Origin of the sequence: Psychrobacter sp. DAB_AL62B (genome assembly GCF_028895345.1) — a bacterium.
GTDB lineage: Bacteria > Pseudomonadota > Gammaproteobacteria > Pseudomonadales > Moraxellaceae > Psychrobacter.
On sequence record NZ_SAXC01000005.1, the window covers coordinates 13,566 to 31,923 of the forward strand.

The 18,358-nt window shown below is 42.3% G+C and carries 13 protein-coding genes; 10 read left to right on the forward strand and 3 right to left on the reverse strand.

Features of this window, described 5'->3' with window-relative positions:
• Positions 1–158: 158 nt before the first annotated feature.
• The 8 genes from recG to EPB74_RS08255 all read left to right on the forward strand — a co-directional run bounded on the left by recG (position 159) and on the right by EPB74_RS08255 (position 13,149).
• Positions 159–2,531 (forward strand): ATP-dependent DNA helicase RecG, encoded by a 2,373-nt coding sequence (recG, locus tag EPB74_RS08220; RefSeq protein ID WP_274903778.1) that lies wholly within the window; start codon positions 159–161, stop codon positions 2,529–2,531.
• Positions 2,532–3,137: 606 nt separating this feature from the next.
• Positions 3,138–4,232: an OmpW/AlkL family protein gene (locus EPB74_RS08225; RefSeq protein ID WP_274903779.1), complete on the forward strand. Its 1,095-nt coding sequence runs from the start codon at positions 3,138–3,140 to the stop codon at positions 4,230–4,232.
• Positions 4,233–4,755: 523 nt separating this feature from the next.
• Positions 4,756–6,138, forward strand: coding sequence for an efflux RND transporter periplasmic adaptor subunit (locus tag EPB74_RS08230; RefSeq protein ID WP_274903780.1), 1,383 nt, complete (start codon positions 4,756–4,758; stop codon positions 6,136–6,138).
• Positions 6,135–9,236, forward strand: coding sequence for an efflux RND transporter permease subunit (locus EPB74_RS08235; RefSeq protein ID WP_274903781.1), 3,102 nt, complete (start codon positions 6,135–6,137; stop codon positions 9,234–9,236). Before EPB74_RS08230 ends, EPB74_RS08235 begins: the two co-directional genes overlap by 4 nt.
• Positions 9,237–9,532: 296 nt before the next feature.
• Complete coding sequence (locus tag EPB74_RS08240) at positions 9,533–10,540, forward strand: DUF1852 domain-containing protein (RefSeq protein ID WP_274903782.1); 1,008 nt, start codon at positions 9,533–9,535, stop codon at positions 10,538–10,540.
• 69 nt (positions 10,541–10,609) lie between these two features.
• On the forward strand, positions 10,610–11,656 hold the full coding sequence (locus EPB74_RS08245; protein WP_274903783.1) for a methionine synthase: 1,047 nt from the start codon (positions 10,610–10,612) through the stop codon (positions 11,654–11,656).
• Between the two features lie 56 nt (positions 11,657–11,712).
• Positions 11,713–12,228 carry a flavin reductase gene (locus EPB74_RS08250; RefSeq protein WP_274903784.1) on the forward strand — a complete coding sequence of 172 codons (516 nt, stop codon included), beginning with the start codon at positions 11,713–11,715 and terminating at the stop codon, positions 12,226–12,228.
• An 87-nt stretch (positions 12,229–12,315) separates the two neighbouring features.
• Positions 12,316–13,149 (forward strand): sulfite exporter TauE/SafE family protein, encoded by an 834-nt coding sequence (locus EPB74_RS08255; protein WP_274903785.1) that lies wholly within the window; start codon positions 12,316–12,318, stop codon positions 13,147–13,149.
• A 345-nt stretch (positions 13,150–13,494) separates the two neighbouring features.
• Here the strand turns inward: EPB74_RS08255 and EPB74_RS08260 are convergent, their stop codons facing one another.
• Both EPB74_RS08260 and EPB74_RS08265 read right to left on the reverse strand, forming a co-directional pair.
• A complete protein-coding gene (locus EPB74_RS08260) occupies positions 13,495–13,746 on the reverse strand; it encodes a hypothetical protein (protein WP_274903786.1) in 252 nt (83 codons plus the stop codon).
• A 617-nt stretch (positions 13,747–14,363) separates the two neighbouring features.
• Positions 14,364–14,690 carry a hypothetical protein gene (locus EPB74_RS08265; protein ID WP_274903787.1) on the reverse strand — a complete coding sequence of 109 codons (327 nt, stop codon included), beginning with the start codon at positions 14,688–14,690 and terminating at the stop codon, positions 14,364–14,366.
• A 257-nt stretch (positions 14,691–14,947) separates the two neighbouring features.
• On the opposite strand from EPB74_RS08265, the gene EPB74_RS08270 reads away from it, so the two are divergent.
• Together EPB74_RS08270 and EPB74_RS08275 are read left to right on the forward strand one after the other, a co-directional pair.
• Positions 14,948–15,421, forward strand: a complete 474-nt coding sequence (locus EPB74_RS08270; RefSeq protein ID WP_274903788.1) for a hypothetical protein — start codon at positions 14,948–14,950, stop codon at positions 15,419–15,421.
• A gap of 254 nt (positions 15,422–15,675) precedes the next feature.
• Entirely contained in the window at positions 15,676–16,149 is a 474-nt protein-coding gene (locus EPB74_RS08275; protein WP_274903789.1) for a hypothetical protein, read from the forward strand.
• A gap of 250 nt (positions 16,150–16,399) precedes the next feature.
• On the opposite strand, the gene glmS is transcribed toward EPB74_RS08275, so the two are convergent.
• Positions 16,400–18,244 (reverse strand): glutamine--fructose-6-phosphate transaminase (isomerizing), encoded by a 1,845-nt coding sequence (glmS, locus tag EPB74_RS08280; RefSeq protein ID WP_274903790.1) that lies wholly within the window; start codon positions 18,242–18,244, stop codon positions 16,400–16,402.
• Positions 18,245–18,358 lie beyond the last annotated feature (114 nt).

The window sequence follows — 18,358 nt, forward strand, 5'->3', positions numbered from 1 at the left end:
ATTAGGTGGTTAGTTATCAGGATAATTTAGCGTTATAGCTTAGCGTTTTATAGAGTATTGATTATTATCACATTATAAGACAGCTTATAAAATGCTAGAGATTTTAATATCAGACGGTTGACTCCATATAATTTATATTAACATCGTTAGGATTCTTGATGCCCACATCGGTTAACTCTGCTTCACTTCATTTATCAGACCCTATATCAAAGAATGCATCAAAGCATGCAAGCTCTGATATGGTCGTCTCAGCAATTGATATGCCGGTGACGGCGCTGGCAGGTGTTGGACCAAAAGTAGCTGAGCAATTAACCCAATTGGGTATCGCTCGTATTTTTGATTTGCTGCTACATCTGCCGCGTGATTACGAAGACCGCAGTCGCTTGGTATCGATAGGCGATGTGGCTCATGGGCAAGCCGCCTTAATTACTGGTCGCGTCGTGCATGTCGATACCAACCGCAGCGGCATGACAGTGATTGTAGATGATGATACGGGTACGATATCTTTGCGATTTTTCAAGGTTTATCGTGGACTTGCTCAAACTATGTGCTTAGGTACGCATTTGCAGTTGTTCGGTGAAGTCAAAGTCAGCCGTTACGGCAAGCAAATACATCATCCTGAATATCAGATTATCAGCAGCAATGAGACAGTAGTAAATACCGGTTTACAGCCTATTTATCCAAGCGTAAAAGGTTTACATCAAAATAAGCTGCGCACGCTAATCAAACTTGCCTTGCAAACGGTTCGCAGTCAGGGTTTACCGATGACCTTGTTTACGCCTGAGGATTTTGCAGTTGTTGCTGATTTGCCGTTAGTGCCTTTTGAGCCAGCTAAATTATCGATAACAGAGCCCGACTATCCAGAAGATATCTTCTCAACATTGGCGCGCAGTGTGCCTGACCATACTATAAGTAATAGCGTCAATAGAGCTGATCCATACCTTTATAATGTAAATAATCATGCCAATACAGTCGCTGCTAGTACGGCTAATAATGTCTATAATCTGACGATATTTGAAGCGTTAGTATTACTGCATACGCCGCCTACTTATACTGACGCCGGTCGGCAGTATAAACTGTTAACCCAGCTAAGTGCGCGTACTCATGCTGCCTGTCAGCGCCTCATTATTGAGGAACTGACCGCGCATCAGCTCAGTCTATTATATCGACGTCAGCAATTACATCAGTACAAAGCACCCAAATGTGCCACGCAAAGCCCATTGGCTGATCAGTTGTTTGCCGCGCTACCGTTTGATTTGACGGGCGCACAAAAAAGAGTCATGAAAGACATTACTGCCGATATGGCAACGTCCATTCCGATGTTGCGCTTGGTACAAGGTGACGTGGGCGCGGGCAAGACGCTGGTTGCGGCTGGCGCGGCTGGCTATGCGCTTGATAGTGGCTGGCAAGTCGCTGTCATGGCACCAACGGAAATCTTAGCAGAACAGCATTTGGTTAATTTTAAACAATGGTTTGAGCCGTTAGGTATTGGCGTCGGCTGGCTCGCTGGTAAGCAAACGGCGAAGCAGCGACGCGAGGCGCTAGAGGGAGTAGCAGAAAATAACGTACAAATTGTTGTCGGCACTCATGCGTTATTTCAAGAACAAGTCAAATTTGCCAAATTGGGACTGGTCATTATCGATGAACAACATCGGTTTGGCGTCGAACAACGTATGGCGTTGACCAATAAAGGCGTGGCTGGTAGCACACCGCATCAACTGATTATGACTGCAACGCCGATTCCGCGCACGTTGGCGATGAGTGTTTATGGTGATATGGATACCTCGATTATCGATGAATTGCCACCGGGACGCACGCCAATTACTACTGTTACCATTGACCGTAATCGCCGTGATGAAGTGATAGAACGTATTGCGGTGAATTGTGAAGCTGGTAGGCAAGCGTATTGGGTTTGCTCACTGGTAGAAGAGTCTAGCGTGCTAGATGCGCAAGCTGCCGAGGCGACTTATGAAGATTTGAGCGAGCGCTTAGATATTCGTATTGGGCTGGTACATGGCAAAATGAAAGGGGCTGACAAACAAGCTATTATGCAAGCATTTAAAGCAGGGCAGCTTGATTTATTGATTGCCACTACGGTCATCGAAGTCGGAGTTGATGTGCCGAACGCTTCATTAATGGTCATCGAAAATGCGGAACGATTGGGTCTGTCGCAATTACATCAATTACGCGGGCGCGTCGGGCGTGGCTCAACCAAAAGTTACTGCGTGCTGCTCTATCAGAAACCCTTATCGGAGACGGGTACTGAGCGCTTAAACGTGTTGCGTGATAGTACCGATGGTTTTGTTATTGCCCAAAAAGATCTAGAATTGCGAGGCCCTGGCGAGCTGTTAGGCAAACGCCAAACGGGTAATATTGGCTATTATTTGGCTGACCTCATTCGCGATGAGCAGTTATTTGCCATTGCTCAGCGGCTCGCAAAACATTTAATCGCAGATCCTGCACGTAAAGCGGATGTTAGCCAGCTCATTCATCGCTGGATGCCGGAAGCCAGTCGCTATACTAATGCTTGAGGCTAGCTAATTGCATCTTTGTTTATGGCTAATAGCTAACAATTTCCCATGTTCGTTTGCATATAATTGAATGAGTGTAGCAGTATCTCAGTTGAGAGGTCGTCGCTACTTTTATCAAACCCAGAATTTAACCCGCAAAATCTAAACTTCGCCGCTTGTTATCATCATCTAGACTATTAATATCTGGATTTTTAGTTATTAATATTTAATAGTCTATTAACATAATGAGTCTCTAGTAAAAACCAAGTTTCTTATCCCATCCTAGTTAAAAGTAAGAATATAAAAATATTTTTTTTGTATTCTTGTCGACGAATATCTACTTATCAGTTCACTAGTCAATGTTGATATGTGGCTACTAATGTGGCAGTTTATGCAGTAGATCGCTTTTTTTAGTGGTCTATTGTTTACTTGTATTTTATTTTTACAGTATTTTTTGCGAAAAAATACGCTGTCGAAAATATATGGTAACTAGTAATTTGACGGATTCTGACAGGGAGTTAGAAGCTTGATTGGCTTAATATTGCCAGCTCATGTCTTATCTGTTTAATGATTATCGCTCTATCTAGGCGATTATCTCCTGCATAAATTTTCAGACAAGGATGTCCCATGAAAAAGATTTTAGCACTCACTTGTGCTATCGCTACGCCATTATTTTTCAGCCAATCTGCTTTTGCAGAATTCGATTACTTTAAAACTGATGGTAGTTTCAAACGCTTTTCGGTCTCTGCCGGTTGGTTACATGCTGCTCCGCAAGGTGACCCCAATCCATTGCAAAATACGACAGCCATCAAAGATGGTACTGTCGCTGAAAACGGCAGTGTTAAAGTCAAAACCGTACGAGATGTACTTGTTAAAGATCAGAAAGGTTTCGGTCTTATAGACGGTACTTTAGGCGCTTTAGGTGCTGAGACGGATTTGTCCAATGTTCTTGTACTAGGTGATGTTTCTGGTACTACTGAAATCAGTGGCTTAGAAAGCTGGAGTAGCGCTGGCACGGGACTGCAAGCTGACGATGTAGATACGGTAGGGTTGTTGTTTAACTATTATCTTACTGATAATTGGTCGATGGAGATAAAAGCGGGTATACCACCGAAGGTAGATATCTTAGGTAAAGGACAAGTTTTTGCACCATTAACTGGCAAAGTCAGTCCAAGTGGTATTGCAGGAGGACTGTTGGGTGATTTCGAGATTTCAAAAGATATACCTATCACTAACTTAGAGCAGGGTGATGGTGTGGCTTCCAGTGCCCGCGCATGGTTGCCAGCGGCTGAAGTACATTACCAATTTGGTAAATCTGGAGTCAATAAATTCCGTCCTTATGTCGGTGCTGGGGTGCTTTACGCCTATTTTAATGACATTGAGCTAAATCCCGGTATTCGTCAAGATTTAGAAATTGCGGGGCATCAGATTCAAAATATTAAAGATAATAAAGCCGGTGCTGCTTTAGAAGATGTGAAATCTGCTAGCGGTATGAGCGTGGATGTTGAAGCTGACAGCGCTTTTGCACCGATCGTTACGCTTGGAGCAACTTATGACTTTAATGATAGATGGTTTGGCGTAGGCTCTATTTCTTATGCGAAACTAAATAGCGATACTACTATTACCGTTAAAAATGATGCAGGTGAAGAGTTAATCCGTTCGAGTACTACCCTTGATATCGACCCATATATTACTTATCTCGGCGTAGGCTATCGTTTTTAATGTAACGTCTATAAAGAGTTTAAAGTATTGGCGTAAATATAACGCACACCTTCAAAAGTGTGCGTTATATTTTTTACGTGACTAATAATCAGTTATGAATGATAAGTGATAAATAGTGTTCATACCCAACCCAAATAATTTGCGTGACGTTCTTACTATTGTTTGTCTATATAGCGCCTATTGATGACATCTGCTGTAAAAGAATTTTTGCCCTAAAATATCTTTTGAAAATCTCAAACTTACGAACATAAGACACTATATATATAAATAAGATGATGGCTTAATATATGCTATCCTCAATAAATTTATAGACTATTGTAATAATAAACAGTGTCTTAGAGACCGTTATCAACTTCTTTACTAAATAAGGTCTTATAGTAAAGCGCTCTGATTTTTATTCCAATTGCTTATGACGTTTTATGGTTACTTATTACTGTTACTACACCTTATTAATCTCAGTTTTTTAGCATCAATATACTAAATATATCAATTTTATTACTGCCCATATTTATAGAGAGTTATCATGAGCGATGTTGAAGACAACAAGCCACCAGTTGAATCTGAGCTACCACCATACCGTCAATCTACTACGCTGACGAACAAGCCAGCGTCAAAGTTTCCTCTATGGTTGTTGCCAGTATTGGCAATCGTGCTTGTTATCGGCGTTTTGGTTGGAAAGTATTGGGGTGGCGATAAAGCAGCGACAAATGATGCGCCAGCTTCTACTAATACGCAAAGTGGTGACGGAGATGTAAATGATGTTAATACTGAACAAGCCGTCCTATCAGTAGAAACTGTGATGCCAAGCCAAGATAATATTGGTAATACCCTAAGTGCTGATGGAACCATCAATGCCAAAGATATCGCGAATGTCAGTGCCAAAGTGAATGGTGTGGCGATTGAGCGTATATTGGTTGAAGAAGGCGAGCGCGTCAAAGCCGGTCAAGTACTGGCAATATTTGATACCGATGCGATGGAGCAACAAGTCTTGCAAGCTGAAGCAGACGTTGCCGAAGCAGAAGCAACGCTTGCCAATGCCACTGCCGATGCCGCACGCGTCCTGCCACTCATTGATATTGATGCCATCAGTAAACAAGAAGCAGATCGCTATCGCACTTCCAAACTGCAAGCTCAGGCTGCGTTACAAGCATCTAAAGCTCGGCTGAGTACGCAGCGCTTAAGTGTCTCTAATGCCAATGTGGTTGCACCCGTTAGCGGTGTCATCAGTGAAAAAATGGCTGAAGTTGGTATGGTTGCGGGTGGAGAGCCATTGTTTACCATTATTAAAGGTGGCATTTTAGAGTGGCGTGCGGATATCGATCCTAAGCTTATCGGTGAGGTTAATGTGGGCACTCCGGTGCAAGTTAGCTTGCCAGGTGGCGACTCTGTCATGGGTCAGGTCAGCCGTATCGCACCAACTGCAGATAATAATAGGCAAATTACCATTTATGCCAGCCTCGCTGCTAACGCAAAAGCGCGGGCAGGCATGTATCAAACTGGAGAATTTTTATTGGGTAGCAGCAGTGCCCAAACCATACCTAATAGCGCTATTGTCAGCAATGATGGCTATGATTATGTGATGCTGGTGACCAATATCAGTACTCAAGATGGTAAAAATACAGGTCGTATCAAACAACAGCGCGTGACATTGGGCGAGCGCTTTGGCGATAGTGTAGCGATTACAGAGCCACTCCCTGCTGAGAGCCGACTTGTGAAGCAAGGAGGTAGTTTTTTAAATGATGGTGACTTGGTACGTATCGTCGATGGTATTAATAAAGCGACCAAGCAAGCTGATGCTGGTGCAAATAAAGAAGCGGTTAATAAGAAGGCAACTGGTAAACCAGCAACTAGTAAACCAGCAACTAGTAAACCAGCAACTGGCACAGCCACGCAGGCGCGCTCATGAGTTTAAATGTCTCCGCTTATTCGATTAGAAATCCTTTAGTTGCTATCTTGCTGTTTGTGCTGCTGACCTTGGGCGGTATCTATGGCTTTATGAAAATGAAGGTGCAGCAGTTTCCTGATATTGATTTACCAGCGGTGGTGGTTACCGTCACTTTACCCGGCGCTGCGCCCTCCCAGCTTGAAAATGATATTGCAAAAAAGGTAGAAAACAAGCTCACCAGTATTGAGGGTGTCAAGCATATTCGCACCACACTACAGACGGGCGCGGCGACTATGGTCACCGAGTTTGTCTTAGAAAAAGACATCCAAGAAGCGGTCGACGATGTACGTTCAGCAGTCGGTGAGGTACGTGGCGATTTGCCAGCCGCTGCCAATGATCCTATTATCACCAAGGTTTCTACCTCAGGATTTCCAGTCGTCACGTACTCTGTTGCTGCTGAAAATATGAATGTGGAGGACTTGTCTTGGTTTGTTGATGATACCGTCACCAAACGCCTCTCCGATATACCCGGTGTCAGCACGGTCAGCCGTATTGGCGGTTTGCAGCGTGAGATTACCGTCGCCGCTGACCCTATCGCGCTGAGTGGCTTGAAGTTCTCTATTGCACAATTATCTAATCAAATCACAGGTATCCAGCAAGACAGTTCAGGCGGTGAAGCTGAAGTTGGTAAAACCACACAAACTATCCGCGTACTCGGTGCGGTTGAGCGCGCAAGCGAGCTTAATAATTTACAAATAGCTGTTCCTACTGGCGGTACACAAGCGCTTGGACGTATGGCAGACATCACTGATGGCGCTGCTGAGCCAAGCTCCATTGCCAAGCTCGACGGGCAAACGGTGGTTGCATTTAATATTACCCGCTCACGTGGTGCTAGTGAAGTTGAAGTAATGGAACTGGTTGACGCCGAGCTTGCTAAGCTGTCTGCAGACGTCGGCAATATCGATATCGAAAAAGTCTATGATCGAGCAACGCCAGTCGCTGAAGATTACCAAGCATCATTACGGATGCTGATCGAAGGCGGTCTATTAGCGGTGGTCGTGGTGTTCTTATTTTTGCGCAATATTCGCGCGACTTTTGTTGCTGCTGTGGCGTTACCGCTGTCCGTCATTCCTACTTTTTTGGGTATGTATCTGTTTGGCTTTAGCTTAAATATCATCTCGCTATTGGCATTGTCGCTGGTCATTGGTGTACTGGTCGACGATGCTATCGTTGAGGTTGAAAACATCATTCGACATCTGCGTATGGGTAAGACGCCTTATGAAGCGGCGATGGAAGCTGCGGATGAGATTGGCTTAGCGGTGGTTGCCACTACCTTTACCTTGATTGCCGTGTTTTTACCGACTGCCTTTATGGGCGGTATCGTTGGGCAGTTCTTCCGCCAGTTTGGCTGGACAGCAGCATTATCCATATTTGCCTCTTTAATGGTGGCGCGTCTTATCACACCGATGATGGCCGCGTATATATTGAAACCAGAAAAAAAGCACGTTGAAAAACAAAGCGCGCTGATGGATTGGTATCTTAAAGTGGTCTCGTGGACGCTGGATCATCGCTGGATTACGATGGCTGCTACCTTAGTATTGTTTGTGGCTTCATTAGCGTTGGTGAAATTACTGCCAACCTCCTTTATCCCTGATAATGATATTGACCAGACGCGTGTATCGATTGAGCTAACACCTGATGTTGCGTTAGAGGACACTGAGCGAGTTGCCGCGCTGGCAAGTGAGCGTATATTGGCCATGCCTGAAGTGACCAATATTTTTACTTCGGTAGGCGAGGCGCAGGCCGCAATGGATTCACCCTCTAGCGGTGGTAAATCCGAGAATATCGCTGGTCTAGATATTGTGCTTGCCCCGAGAGCAGAGCGTGGCTCTAAGCAAGAAATTGAGCGTAAAATTAGTGCTATGTTAGCAGAAGTGCCTGGCGCTCGCTTTACGGTCGGTCTATCGAGTGGCGGTGAGACGGGTTACAATTTTTCTTTAACCAGCACCGACCCGCAACTTCTTGAGCAAACCGCCCAGCAGATGATGGCAGAGATCCGTGAGTTACCAAGTGCTGGCGCTGTCACCAGTGATCGCAGTCTGCCGCGCCAAGAGTTGACCGTTACGCCAAATAGACTGGCAATGGCGGATAAAGGAGTGACGACGCAAGATATTGCCACGACATTGCGTGTGGCGACCGTCGGTGACTATGAGCAGCGTTTATCCAAGCTTAATTTGGATACGCGGCAGATACCGATAGTAGTACGCTTGCCAGATATCGCTAAGCAAAACGTCAGCCAACTAGAAGGCTTATATGTACCAAGCGCTCTACCAGCAGGGCAGGGCGTACGTGTCGGTGAAGTTGCGGCGTTAGATTTTGGTACTGGACCTGCGCAAATCAGTCGCCTCGATCGTGAGCGTGCGATTAGCATTACCGTCCAGCCTGCCAATGGTGAGCTTGGTGATTTGGTACAAGCAGTCAAAAATATACCTAGTATGCAAAAACTACCAGCGTCTTTGACTATTATTGATCAAGGCCAGGCAGAAAATATGGCTGAGTTATTCAGTGGCTTTGTGATTGCGATGTCGGTCGGTGTAGTCTGTATTTTAGGCGTTCTTATATTATTGTTTGGGCGTATCTTGCAGCCCTTTACTATTTTGATGGCATTGCCGCTGTCTATCGGTGGTGCCTTTGTGGGCTTGGTGATTACCAATAGCAGCCTGTCGATGCCCTCGATGATTGGTTTTATTATGCTGATGGGCATTGCGACCAAAAACTCCATCTTGTTGGTCGATTATGCGTTGATAGCCCAGCGCCGTGGTTTGGCACGTTTTGAGGCCATTATTGATTCGTGTCGTAAGCGCGCGCGTCCTATCATTATGACTACTATCGCGATGGGTGCTGGTATGTTGCCATTGGTATTTGGTTGGGGCGATGCCGATCCAACGTTCCGTCGACCGATGGCAGCAGCGGTACTGGGTGGTTTGGTTACTTCGACTTTATTAAGCCTAGTTGTCATTCCGGTGGTCTATACTTTGATGGATGATTTGTCAGGATGGTTTAGTAAATGGTTAATACCGCATGGCAAAGATAAGGAAAGCCCCGTCATCGAAAAATAATCAGTGCTGATAATCAGTGCTGATAAAGTGTCTAGGTCAATCACATAGGAAGTGATTGACTGCTCGCTGCTCATTTAAAAAATAGGACATTAAAAGAGATTTTTTTTGATTTCTCTGGTTATGAATTCTCCGCTATCTCATCCTCTTTCCTACCATCAACTCAATAACATGAATTTTACTCATCTTTAAATTAAATTACATCGTTTTTATTCATGGTTTGGTTTAGGTATGATTACCTCATACACAAATTTGGTTTTATCTCAGATAACGAGATTAGATGAAGGTAGCGAATCACCATGAGTAAAGAATTTAGCTGTTCAATTAAGCGCATACGTTTTGATGAAAACTATCATCCTGCAGACAGCACACGTCTAACGACTAACTTTGCCAATTTGGCTCGTGGCGAGCATCGTCAAGAGAACTTACGCAAAACGTTAAGAATGATCAATAATCGCTTCAACGCCTTGGCGCATTCGGATAATCCGACTGCAGACCGTTATTCTGTTGATGTTGACATTATTTCTGCAAACATGGATATTGAAGGCGATGGTAATGAATTCCCTATCATCGAGATGCTAAAAACAACAATTATTGACCATAAAGAAAATAAGCGTATTGACGGTATGATCGGCAACAGTTTTTCCTCTTATGTACGCGACTATGATTTTAGCGTCGTACTGTTAGAACATTTCGATAAAAATCCATCATCTCCACCGCCAGAAGATTTTGGTGATTTACACGGCAAACTGTTTCAATACTTATTGAGCTCAGAGGCTTATAAAGCTAATTTCAATAAACAACCAGTTATTTGCCTCAGCGTGTCAACCAGTAAAGCTTATCACCGTACTGCCAATCAGCATCCGGTATTAGGGGTTGAATACCGACAGGATGAGTATTCATTAACCGATGATTATTTCCACAAAATGGGCTTAACAGTTCGCTACTTCATGCCTGCAGATAGTGCTGCACCTTTAGCGTTTTATTTTGCCGGTAATTTGCTGAGTGATTACACTGATCTTGAGCTAATCAGTGCTATTAGCACGATGGAAACTTTCCAAAAGATCTACCGGCCTGAGATTTACAATGCCAATTCTACAGCGGCTCAAGTGTATCAGCCAAGCTTAAAGTACCAAGATTATTCACTAACTCAAATTGTGTATGACCGTGAAGAGCGCAGCCAGATGGCGGTGACGCAAGGCAAATTTACGGAAGAGCAGTTCATCAAGCCATACCAAGCCATTCTTGAAGAGTGGGCTGCAAGCTATGATGTTACAAGCCACATTGTTAAAAAACAAGCTGCTTAACTGACTGAAATTTAGCAGAAATATAAAAAATCACAATACAAAAGATTAAAAAATAGAAGACGAATCAATATGACAACATTATCACCGACACCAATATTATTACCGACCTCAACCGCTGGCAGCTTACCGAAACCTTCTTGGTTGGCAGAACCTGAGAAAATTTGGTCACCTTGGGCATTAGAGGGTGAGCAATTGATTGAAGCCAAACAAGATGCGCTACGTGTGTCATTACAAGAACAACTGCATGCAGGGATTGATATTGTCAGTGATGGCGAGCAGACCCGTCAGCATTTTGTGACCACATTCATTGAACATCTTGATGGCGTCGATTTTGAGAAGCGCAAGACTGTGCGAATTCGTAATCGCTATGATGCCAGTGTGCCGTCTGTCGTTGGTGCAGTTAGCCGCCAAAAGCCGGTATTCGTTGAAGATGCTAAGTTTTTACGTCAGCAAACCAATCAGCCGATTAAATGGGCGTTGCCCGGCCCGATGACGATGATTGATACGTTATATGATGATCATTATAAAAGCCGTGAAAAATTGGCTTGGGAATTTGCTAAAATTCTGAATCAAGAAGCGAGAGAATTGGAAGCGGCGGGTGTGGATATTATCCAATTCGATGAACCGGCTTTTAATGTGTTCTTTGATGACGTGAACGATTGGGGTATCGCCACGTTAGAGCGTGCAATCAAAGGTCTAAAATGTGAAACGGCAGTGCATATTTGCTACGGTTATGGCATTAAAGCCAACACCGATTGGAAAAAGACATTGGGTTCAGAGTGGCGTCAATATGAGCAAGCCTTTCCTAAATTGCAACAGTCTAATATTGATATTGTCTCACTTGAATGTCAAAACTCACATGTTCCAATGGATTTAATAGAATTGATCCGTGGTAAAAAAGTGATGATCGGTGCGATTGATGTGGCAACCAATACTATTGAGACCCCTGAAGAAGTGGCCAATACGCTACGTAAAGCCCTGCAATTTGTCGATGCGGACAAGCTTTATCCTTCGACTAACTGTGGCATGGCACCGTTGTCTCGCCAAGTATCCCGAGGCAAACTGAAAGCTTTAAGCGCAGGCGCAGCAATCGTTCGTAAAGAACTGACTGCCTAAGCGCCATCTGCTATATAAGAACAAGACCAGTGATAGTCAAATTTAGGAGGCACATGATGATTGAAGCAACTGATTTTAGAGACGCCATGTCTTTGTTAACGACCGCCGTTAATATTGTTACCACAACAGGCACCTCTGGTTGTCATGGCTTTACCGCCTCTGCGGTATGTAGCGTCACAGATACACCGCCCACATTGCTTGTTTGCATGAATCAGACGTCTCGGTCACATGCCCATTTTATTGAAAATAAAATCCTAAGTGTCAATGTGTTAGGCGCACAGCATGAGCAAATATCCAATGCATTTGCATCAAAATTGAGTTCGGAAGAACGATTTGAATATGGCTCTTGGACGCAATTACAAACGGGTGCTCCTGTGTTAGATAATGCATTGGTCAATTTTGACTGTGAGATTGAGCAAGTTCAAGAAGTTGGCACGCATAGTGTTTTTATATGTCGTGTTGTCGCCGTCAGGCACGGCTATCAACAAAGCGGTCAACAAGATGGGACTGATGAAAGTTTGGTTTATTTTAATCGTGCTTATCATCAAGTGGGTCAAGTAGAAATCGTTTAAGTTAACGATTAAATCAGCGCTCGAATTAATTAGCATTTAACTAACATAACCCTTTAACCAATCATTTAACCGAGAAGTAAATATCCTGTGGAACTAATCATTTTCTTAATAATAGGCGCTCTAGCAGGATTTGCGGCGGGGCTATTCGGTGTGGGCGGTGGAACGATTATCGTACCACTACTATTTATCGTCTTTACTCAAATGGATTACCCTGCTGACGTTATTATGCATCTGGCACTAGGTACGTCACTGGCGACCATTATTGTCACGTCTATCAGCTCGTTGATGGCACACAATAAAAAGGGCGCAGTTATGTGGCCTGTTTTTAAAAATCTGGCACCAGGCTTAGCGATTGGTTGTTTTTTAGGGGCAGGCATTGCAGGACAGATATCTGGGCTGTATCTTCAGCTCATTGTTGGTGTATTTTTGTTGTGGGTCGCCTATAAGATGTTTATGGGTGGCAAAAAGACGGTAGATAGCAATGCTACCAATGCTGGTGATACTAGCAATGCTAATACAGTACTTCCTTCAAAACCTAAGCAATTAGCAGCAGGTGGAATTATCGGTATCGCTTCTGCCATTTTTGGTATCGGCGGCGGCAGCTTAACAGTACCTTATCTCACGCGTTATGGGGTGGTCATGCAAAAAGCAGTTGGCACCTCAGCGGCGTGTGGTTTGCCTATCGCCATTGCTGGCGCTTTAGGGTTTATGATTTTTGGGATGCAGGAGGATATAAACGTCCCCAATACGATTGGCTTTGTGCACATTTATGCCTTTTTAGGGATTAGCATTATGAGTTTTTTCACTGCTAAGCTAGGTGCAAAAGTCGCTCATATACTATCGCCAGAGCTGTTGAAGAAATGTTTTGCTGTTTTATTAACCGTCGTAGGATGTTACTTTCTTTATAAAGGGCTGCTTTGATTGGTTATAAATATTACTGCTCATAAAAAAATCCTTCGCCCTCAGTTATACAAGATGGCGAAGGATTCAGTATCATACTAAGAGTATTCTAAGTCATTGATAAATATAGAATCTGTAAATGGCTGATAATAAATACCTATCATACTGGTTTAGTTAATCTCACCTATTGAGCTTAATATCTAGTAATTAGCTATCATACTGATGTTTCTATATTATTGATGGCTTTTATTTTAAACGCTGTGCTACATTTGGTTATTTTATTCGTGATATAAGTATTCTTATAGATTATTTTATTTACCAAATACTTTTCTAAGGTTTCTTCAGCATAGCTCAATTCTCAGTCATTTACTCATTTTCAATTTGTGAGTAATACTTAATTAGTTTCTCTCTTACTTCTTCAGTAGTGGCAATTCTTCCTTCAACAAAGTCATTAAATATATGACGAGTGTTTGGATTAATCGGGCTATCGCCAACTCCAATACTACCGAGAACGTGCTTGTAAAGAATGCGCCGCTTGGCGATCTCTTCTTGGCTCACTTTTACATTTTTTGAAAATTCTGAATTACTTTCATTATCTTCAATATGGCTCTGTTTCACTCCTATTTCCTTGACATGACTTAATTATATGAGAGATGGTTATAATCAAGGTTGAGTAACTATATTCTTGGAAACTGTTTACTGAATTAGCTAAGTTTTTCAGATTTTTACACATCAAGCCTATCATGTAGCGCGAGCATTTTAGGATGTATAAATAGCTATAGTTTGTATTAAGCAAACGGACGACAATCTTAAGCTACTTTATTAGTATCTTCCTGCCGCCAAACCTTATAATCTTTCTTAGCAATAGCTGCCATCATCTCAAGTAATATTCATTTAATAGTATGTAGAATACACTCATGAACTCAGTGCTATTGTCGCTTTAAGGAGCCCTATAAGAGGTATGAAGATCCTTTAATAATATGTATTTAACATACTGCTATTTGCTCAAAGCTTTAATATTAGAATAATAAGGTCAGCTAGATTAGCAGTCTGTTATAAGTGGTTCCATTATACCAGTCTGTTTTAAGTAGTCTATTAATAGGTTTAAGGGGCGAAATGACTGGTTCCCTTGGGGTATACTCTAATATGTAAATATTTGGCATTATTCACAATTCTTTCAATACTATATTTTTAGCTACTCACCGGTTTTTAGGTTTTATCTAGTAAATGATTCATTAGGGTCTGTGACCTAATAGTTTTTCAAAAACCAGCCAAGACTCTTGATCTCCTTCTACGATGTCATTGTATAGCTCCCAATCACTGTCTAAAATTGCTTTTAAAATAGGGTGCATATATTTTTTAGATATATCTATATTTTCACCACAACATTGATTAGTGACTTCCATATTATCTATTTCATTGGAATAATATACTCTTAAACCATAACCTATATTTTCACTACATAAATAATGCCAAACTACTTCATTCTCAGGGTTGGTCTGCAAATAAGTTTGATAAATATACAAAAATTGGTTATTCAACTTACTTCTTGCTCTAATCATTTTATTTGCTCTATTTTAGTATTCGCAACTAGCTGCCATCTGTAGCGACTGATCGAAATGGTTAATAAGGTTGTCTAAGTTAATAGAGTAGACGAAAAAGTACTGGAATATAGCCTATGGTTCGATGCCTGTATAGGGAACCAAACCAGTGAAAGCACCTGATTAGTTCGCCATAGGTATACTCAAAGAAATTAATTGAATTATTGTTAAAATTGGGTTTCTTATTTTGGAAAGTCAGTCTAAAAGGTGCATAAAATATGAATATGAAGTCAATCCTATTATTAGTTGGAACTATTGTTATTTCAGGGTGTGCAACAACTGCTAGTACCAAAGACGCAAATTCAATCCCTAAAGGTCACTTGAATTCTGGAGAAATATTTACCTATGAATTTGATCCACGCTTACCTCAAGTAGACTCTGGTGTTTCAGGAATTCTAGTAGTAGATAATGGATGTCTATTAATTCAAGCTCCAGCTAGAACTGTACTAATTACGCCAATTCTACCAGAGGGTATATCGAGATGGGATAAAGGGACAGACATTCTTTATATAGAGAATAGAGTTTTCAGAGTTGGTGATGTTATTTCTACAAATGGTGTCATACTTTACGGAGAAGAGGAAATTGAGGCTGCAAGAAGTTCATTCAAATCTGAAGCACCAGAACACTGTCTAAAAAATAGGTTGGTAAGAATAGGAACTCACTTTGGTTCATCTGCGAAAAAGATTGACTGAGTTCTGCTTTTGTAACATCAATAGCTGATTTACTTAGGTAAGTAGTGAATTAACCTAACACCCGTTGTTGAAATACGTTCGATGCCTGTACAGCGCATCGATCACGAATAGAATATGTGTGGTAAGTACACCATGAAGTACACTGCGACTGTTTCATTGAGCTAAAACCTAGCTATCACTAGCCCACAGCCGAAGATCCAAGTCCTCACTAGGGAACCATGCTTATTTCTATATCGTCATAGAGGTGAAATAACATGACAACATTTAATATGAATAAACCAGAAATAGAGCAATCTGCCATTAAGTTTAAAACGGCGCTGATAAATTGGAAATCAAGAGAAGGTATTATAGGGGCTTTCTCTACATATCGTGATCAATGGACAGACGAAGATGTGAGTAAAGCTGTAAGTAAGGAAACACAAGTTATTAAACCAGTATTAGAAGCCTTCGAGCCTATATACCGTCTAGCTATACAGGGTAAAATAGAGAAGCCTTTTTCCTTTCAAAGTTATATGATGACTTATGTTGGTCGAGTACTGGGCGATGAGTTGTCATGGCCTGAAGTTCGCGAGCCGTATCAGAGAATGATTAATAGTTTAAAAGGTGGGTTAACTACAGAAGAGCTCATAGACAGTATTTACTACAGAAATAATTTATTACCAGAGCATTATGATCAAGCGGTTAAGGAAATTATAGCAGAGGGTTGGACTCATAATTACCCACAATAATTACTAAGAATATTTTTCAATAAAAACCGCGAGCCAATCCCAGCTTAATCTAAAGATTAAGCTGGCCTTTCACATTGATAACTTTTATCTTATTCCCATAACGGTGATTATGGTAAATAAGTTTAATTTGGCCGTTTCAGTTTTTACTGCTCATAAAAAAATCCTTCGCCCTCAGTTATAGAAGATGGCGAAGGATTCAGTATGATAAGTAATTACTCAATGACAAATTTTCATTAAATAAAAGTAAACATTATTCCACCGTGACTGATTTTGCCAAGTTACGTGGCTGATCGACGTCTGTGCCGCGCATCACTGCCACATGGTATGACAACAACTGTACTGGCACGCTATAAACAATCGGTGCAAGCGTCTCGCAAACATCAGGCACATAGACCACGTGCAATCTATCTTCGGCGACCATTTGACTGGATTCGCTCGCAAATACAAAAAGCTCACCATGACGTGCATGCACTTCTTGCATATTGGCTTTTAGCTTATCAAACATACTGTCTTTAGGTGCTAGCACCACGATAGGCATGTCTTTATCCACCAAAGCTAATGGTCCATGCTTAAGCTCGCCTGCCGCATAGCCTTCGGCGTGAATATAAGAGATTTCTTTAAGCTTTAATGCGCCTTCTAATGCGATTGGGAACTGTAAACCACGACCTAGGAACAAGCAGCTCTTTTTGTATTCAAAATGCTCACTCATGACCTTGATAGGCGCGTCTAAGCGTAAGCTGGCATGGAGCTGATTGGGTAGCTGTTGTAACTCACCAATCAGCGTACTCAAGTTTTCGTCAGTCATGCGCTGTTGGGTGATGCCTACCTTTAATAACAATAACATCAAGGCAGCGAGCTGAGTGGTAAAGGCTTTGGTAGACGCCACGCCAATCTCGGGACCCGCAAGCGTTGGTAAAAATATATCTGTTTCACGTACCAATGATGAGGTCGGCACATTACATAATGCCAAACTAACCAGCCCGACAGGCGACTGTTTTTGAATGTCACGTAGCGCAGATAAAGTGTCAGCAGTTTCACCCGATTGAGAAATACAAATCACTAAGGAGTTATCGATCACGACTGGATTGCGATAACGGAACTCACTGGCAACTTCAACTGAACAAGGTACACGGATAAGACTCTCAAACCAATATTTTGCGACCAGACCTGAATGATAGCTGGTACCACAAGCGATCACTTGTACGTGCTTAATACCTTTTAATTGTGTTTCATGACGTTGCAAAAAATCATCGCGCAGTTTAGAGGGCTCATCGCTATCTAATGCCATCTCGATAGTACGAGCGACCGCATCTGGCTGCTCGTAAATTTCCTTAAGCATATAATGTTTAAATTCGCCTTTGTCCGCATTGTGCTGTGCGGCGTCAATTTCATGTATTTGACGTGTAACCTCGACACCATCAGCATAAATCTGAATACGATTACGCGTCAATTTGGCAATATCGCCTTCTTCAAGATACATAAAGCGATTAGTGACTGGTAACAGGGCTAATTGATCGGAGGCGATAAAGTTTTCGCCAATTCCTACACCAATCACCAAAGGAGAGCCTAAACGTACTGTAATGAGCTCTTCTGGGCAATCAACATGGATAACACCAAGGGCAAATGCGCCATGTAATAGGGGAATGACAGCGCGAACGGCTTCTAGTAAGTCAGGCGTTTGTTTATAGATGTCATTAATGAGATGAGCGACGACTTCAGTATCGGTTTGCGAGGTGAACACGTAACCTTTGGCAATCAAATCTTCTTTCAGCTCGGCATAGTTCTCTACGATACCATTATGTACCACCGCGATTTTGCCGGATACATGCGGATGCGCGTTACGCTGAGCAGGTTCTCCGTGAGTCGCCCAACGTGTATGCGCAATACCAATATGACCATCAAAAAACTCTGGGTTTACTGCAACGGCATCGACTAACGCCTGAACTTTACCCACTTGGCGCTCACGATGGAGCTCGCCATCACGAATGACAGTCAGACCGGCAGAATCATAACCTCGATATTCCAGACGCTTGAGTCCCTCAAGTAAGATATTGGCGATATTACGCTCAGCTACTGCTCCAACGATTCCACACATAACTATTCCTTAAATTCGATGTTTTTATACTGTAATACTTTGAAAAATGCCGATATATGATCAATCTGTAAATATAAATAAGCAGCACCACAAATAATTGTCGTACTGCTCAGT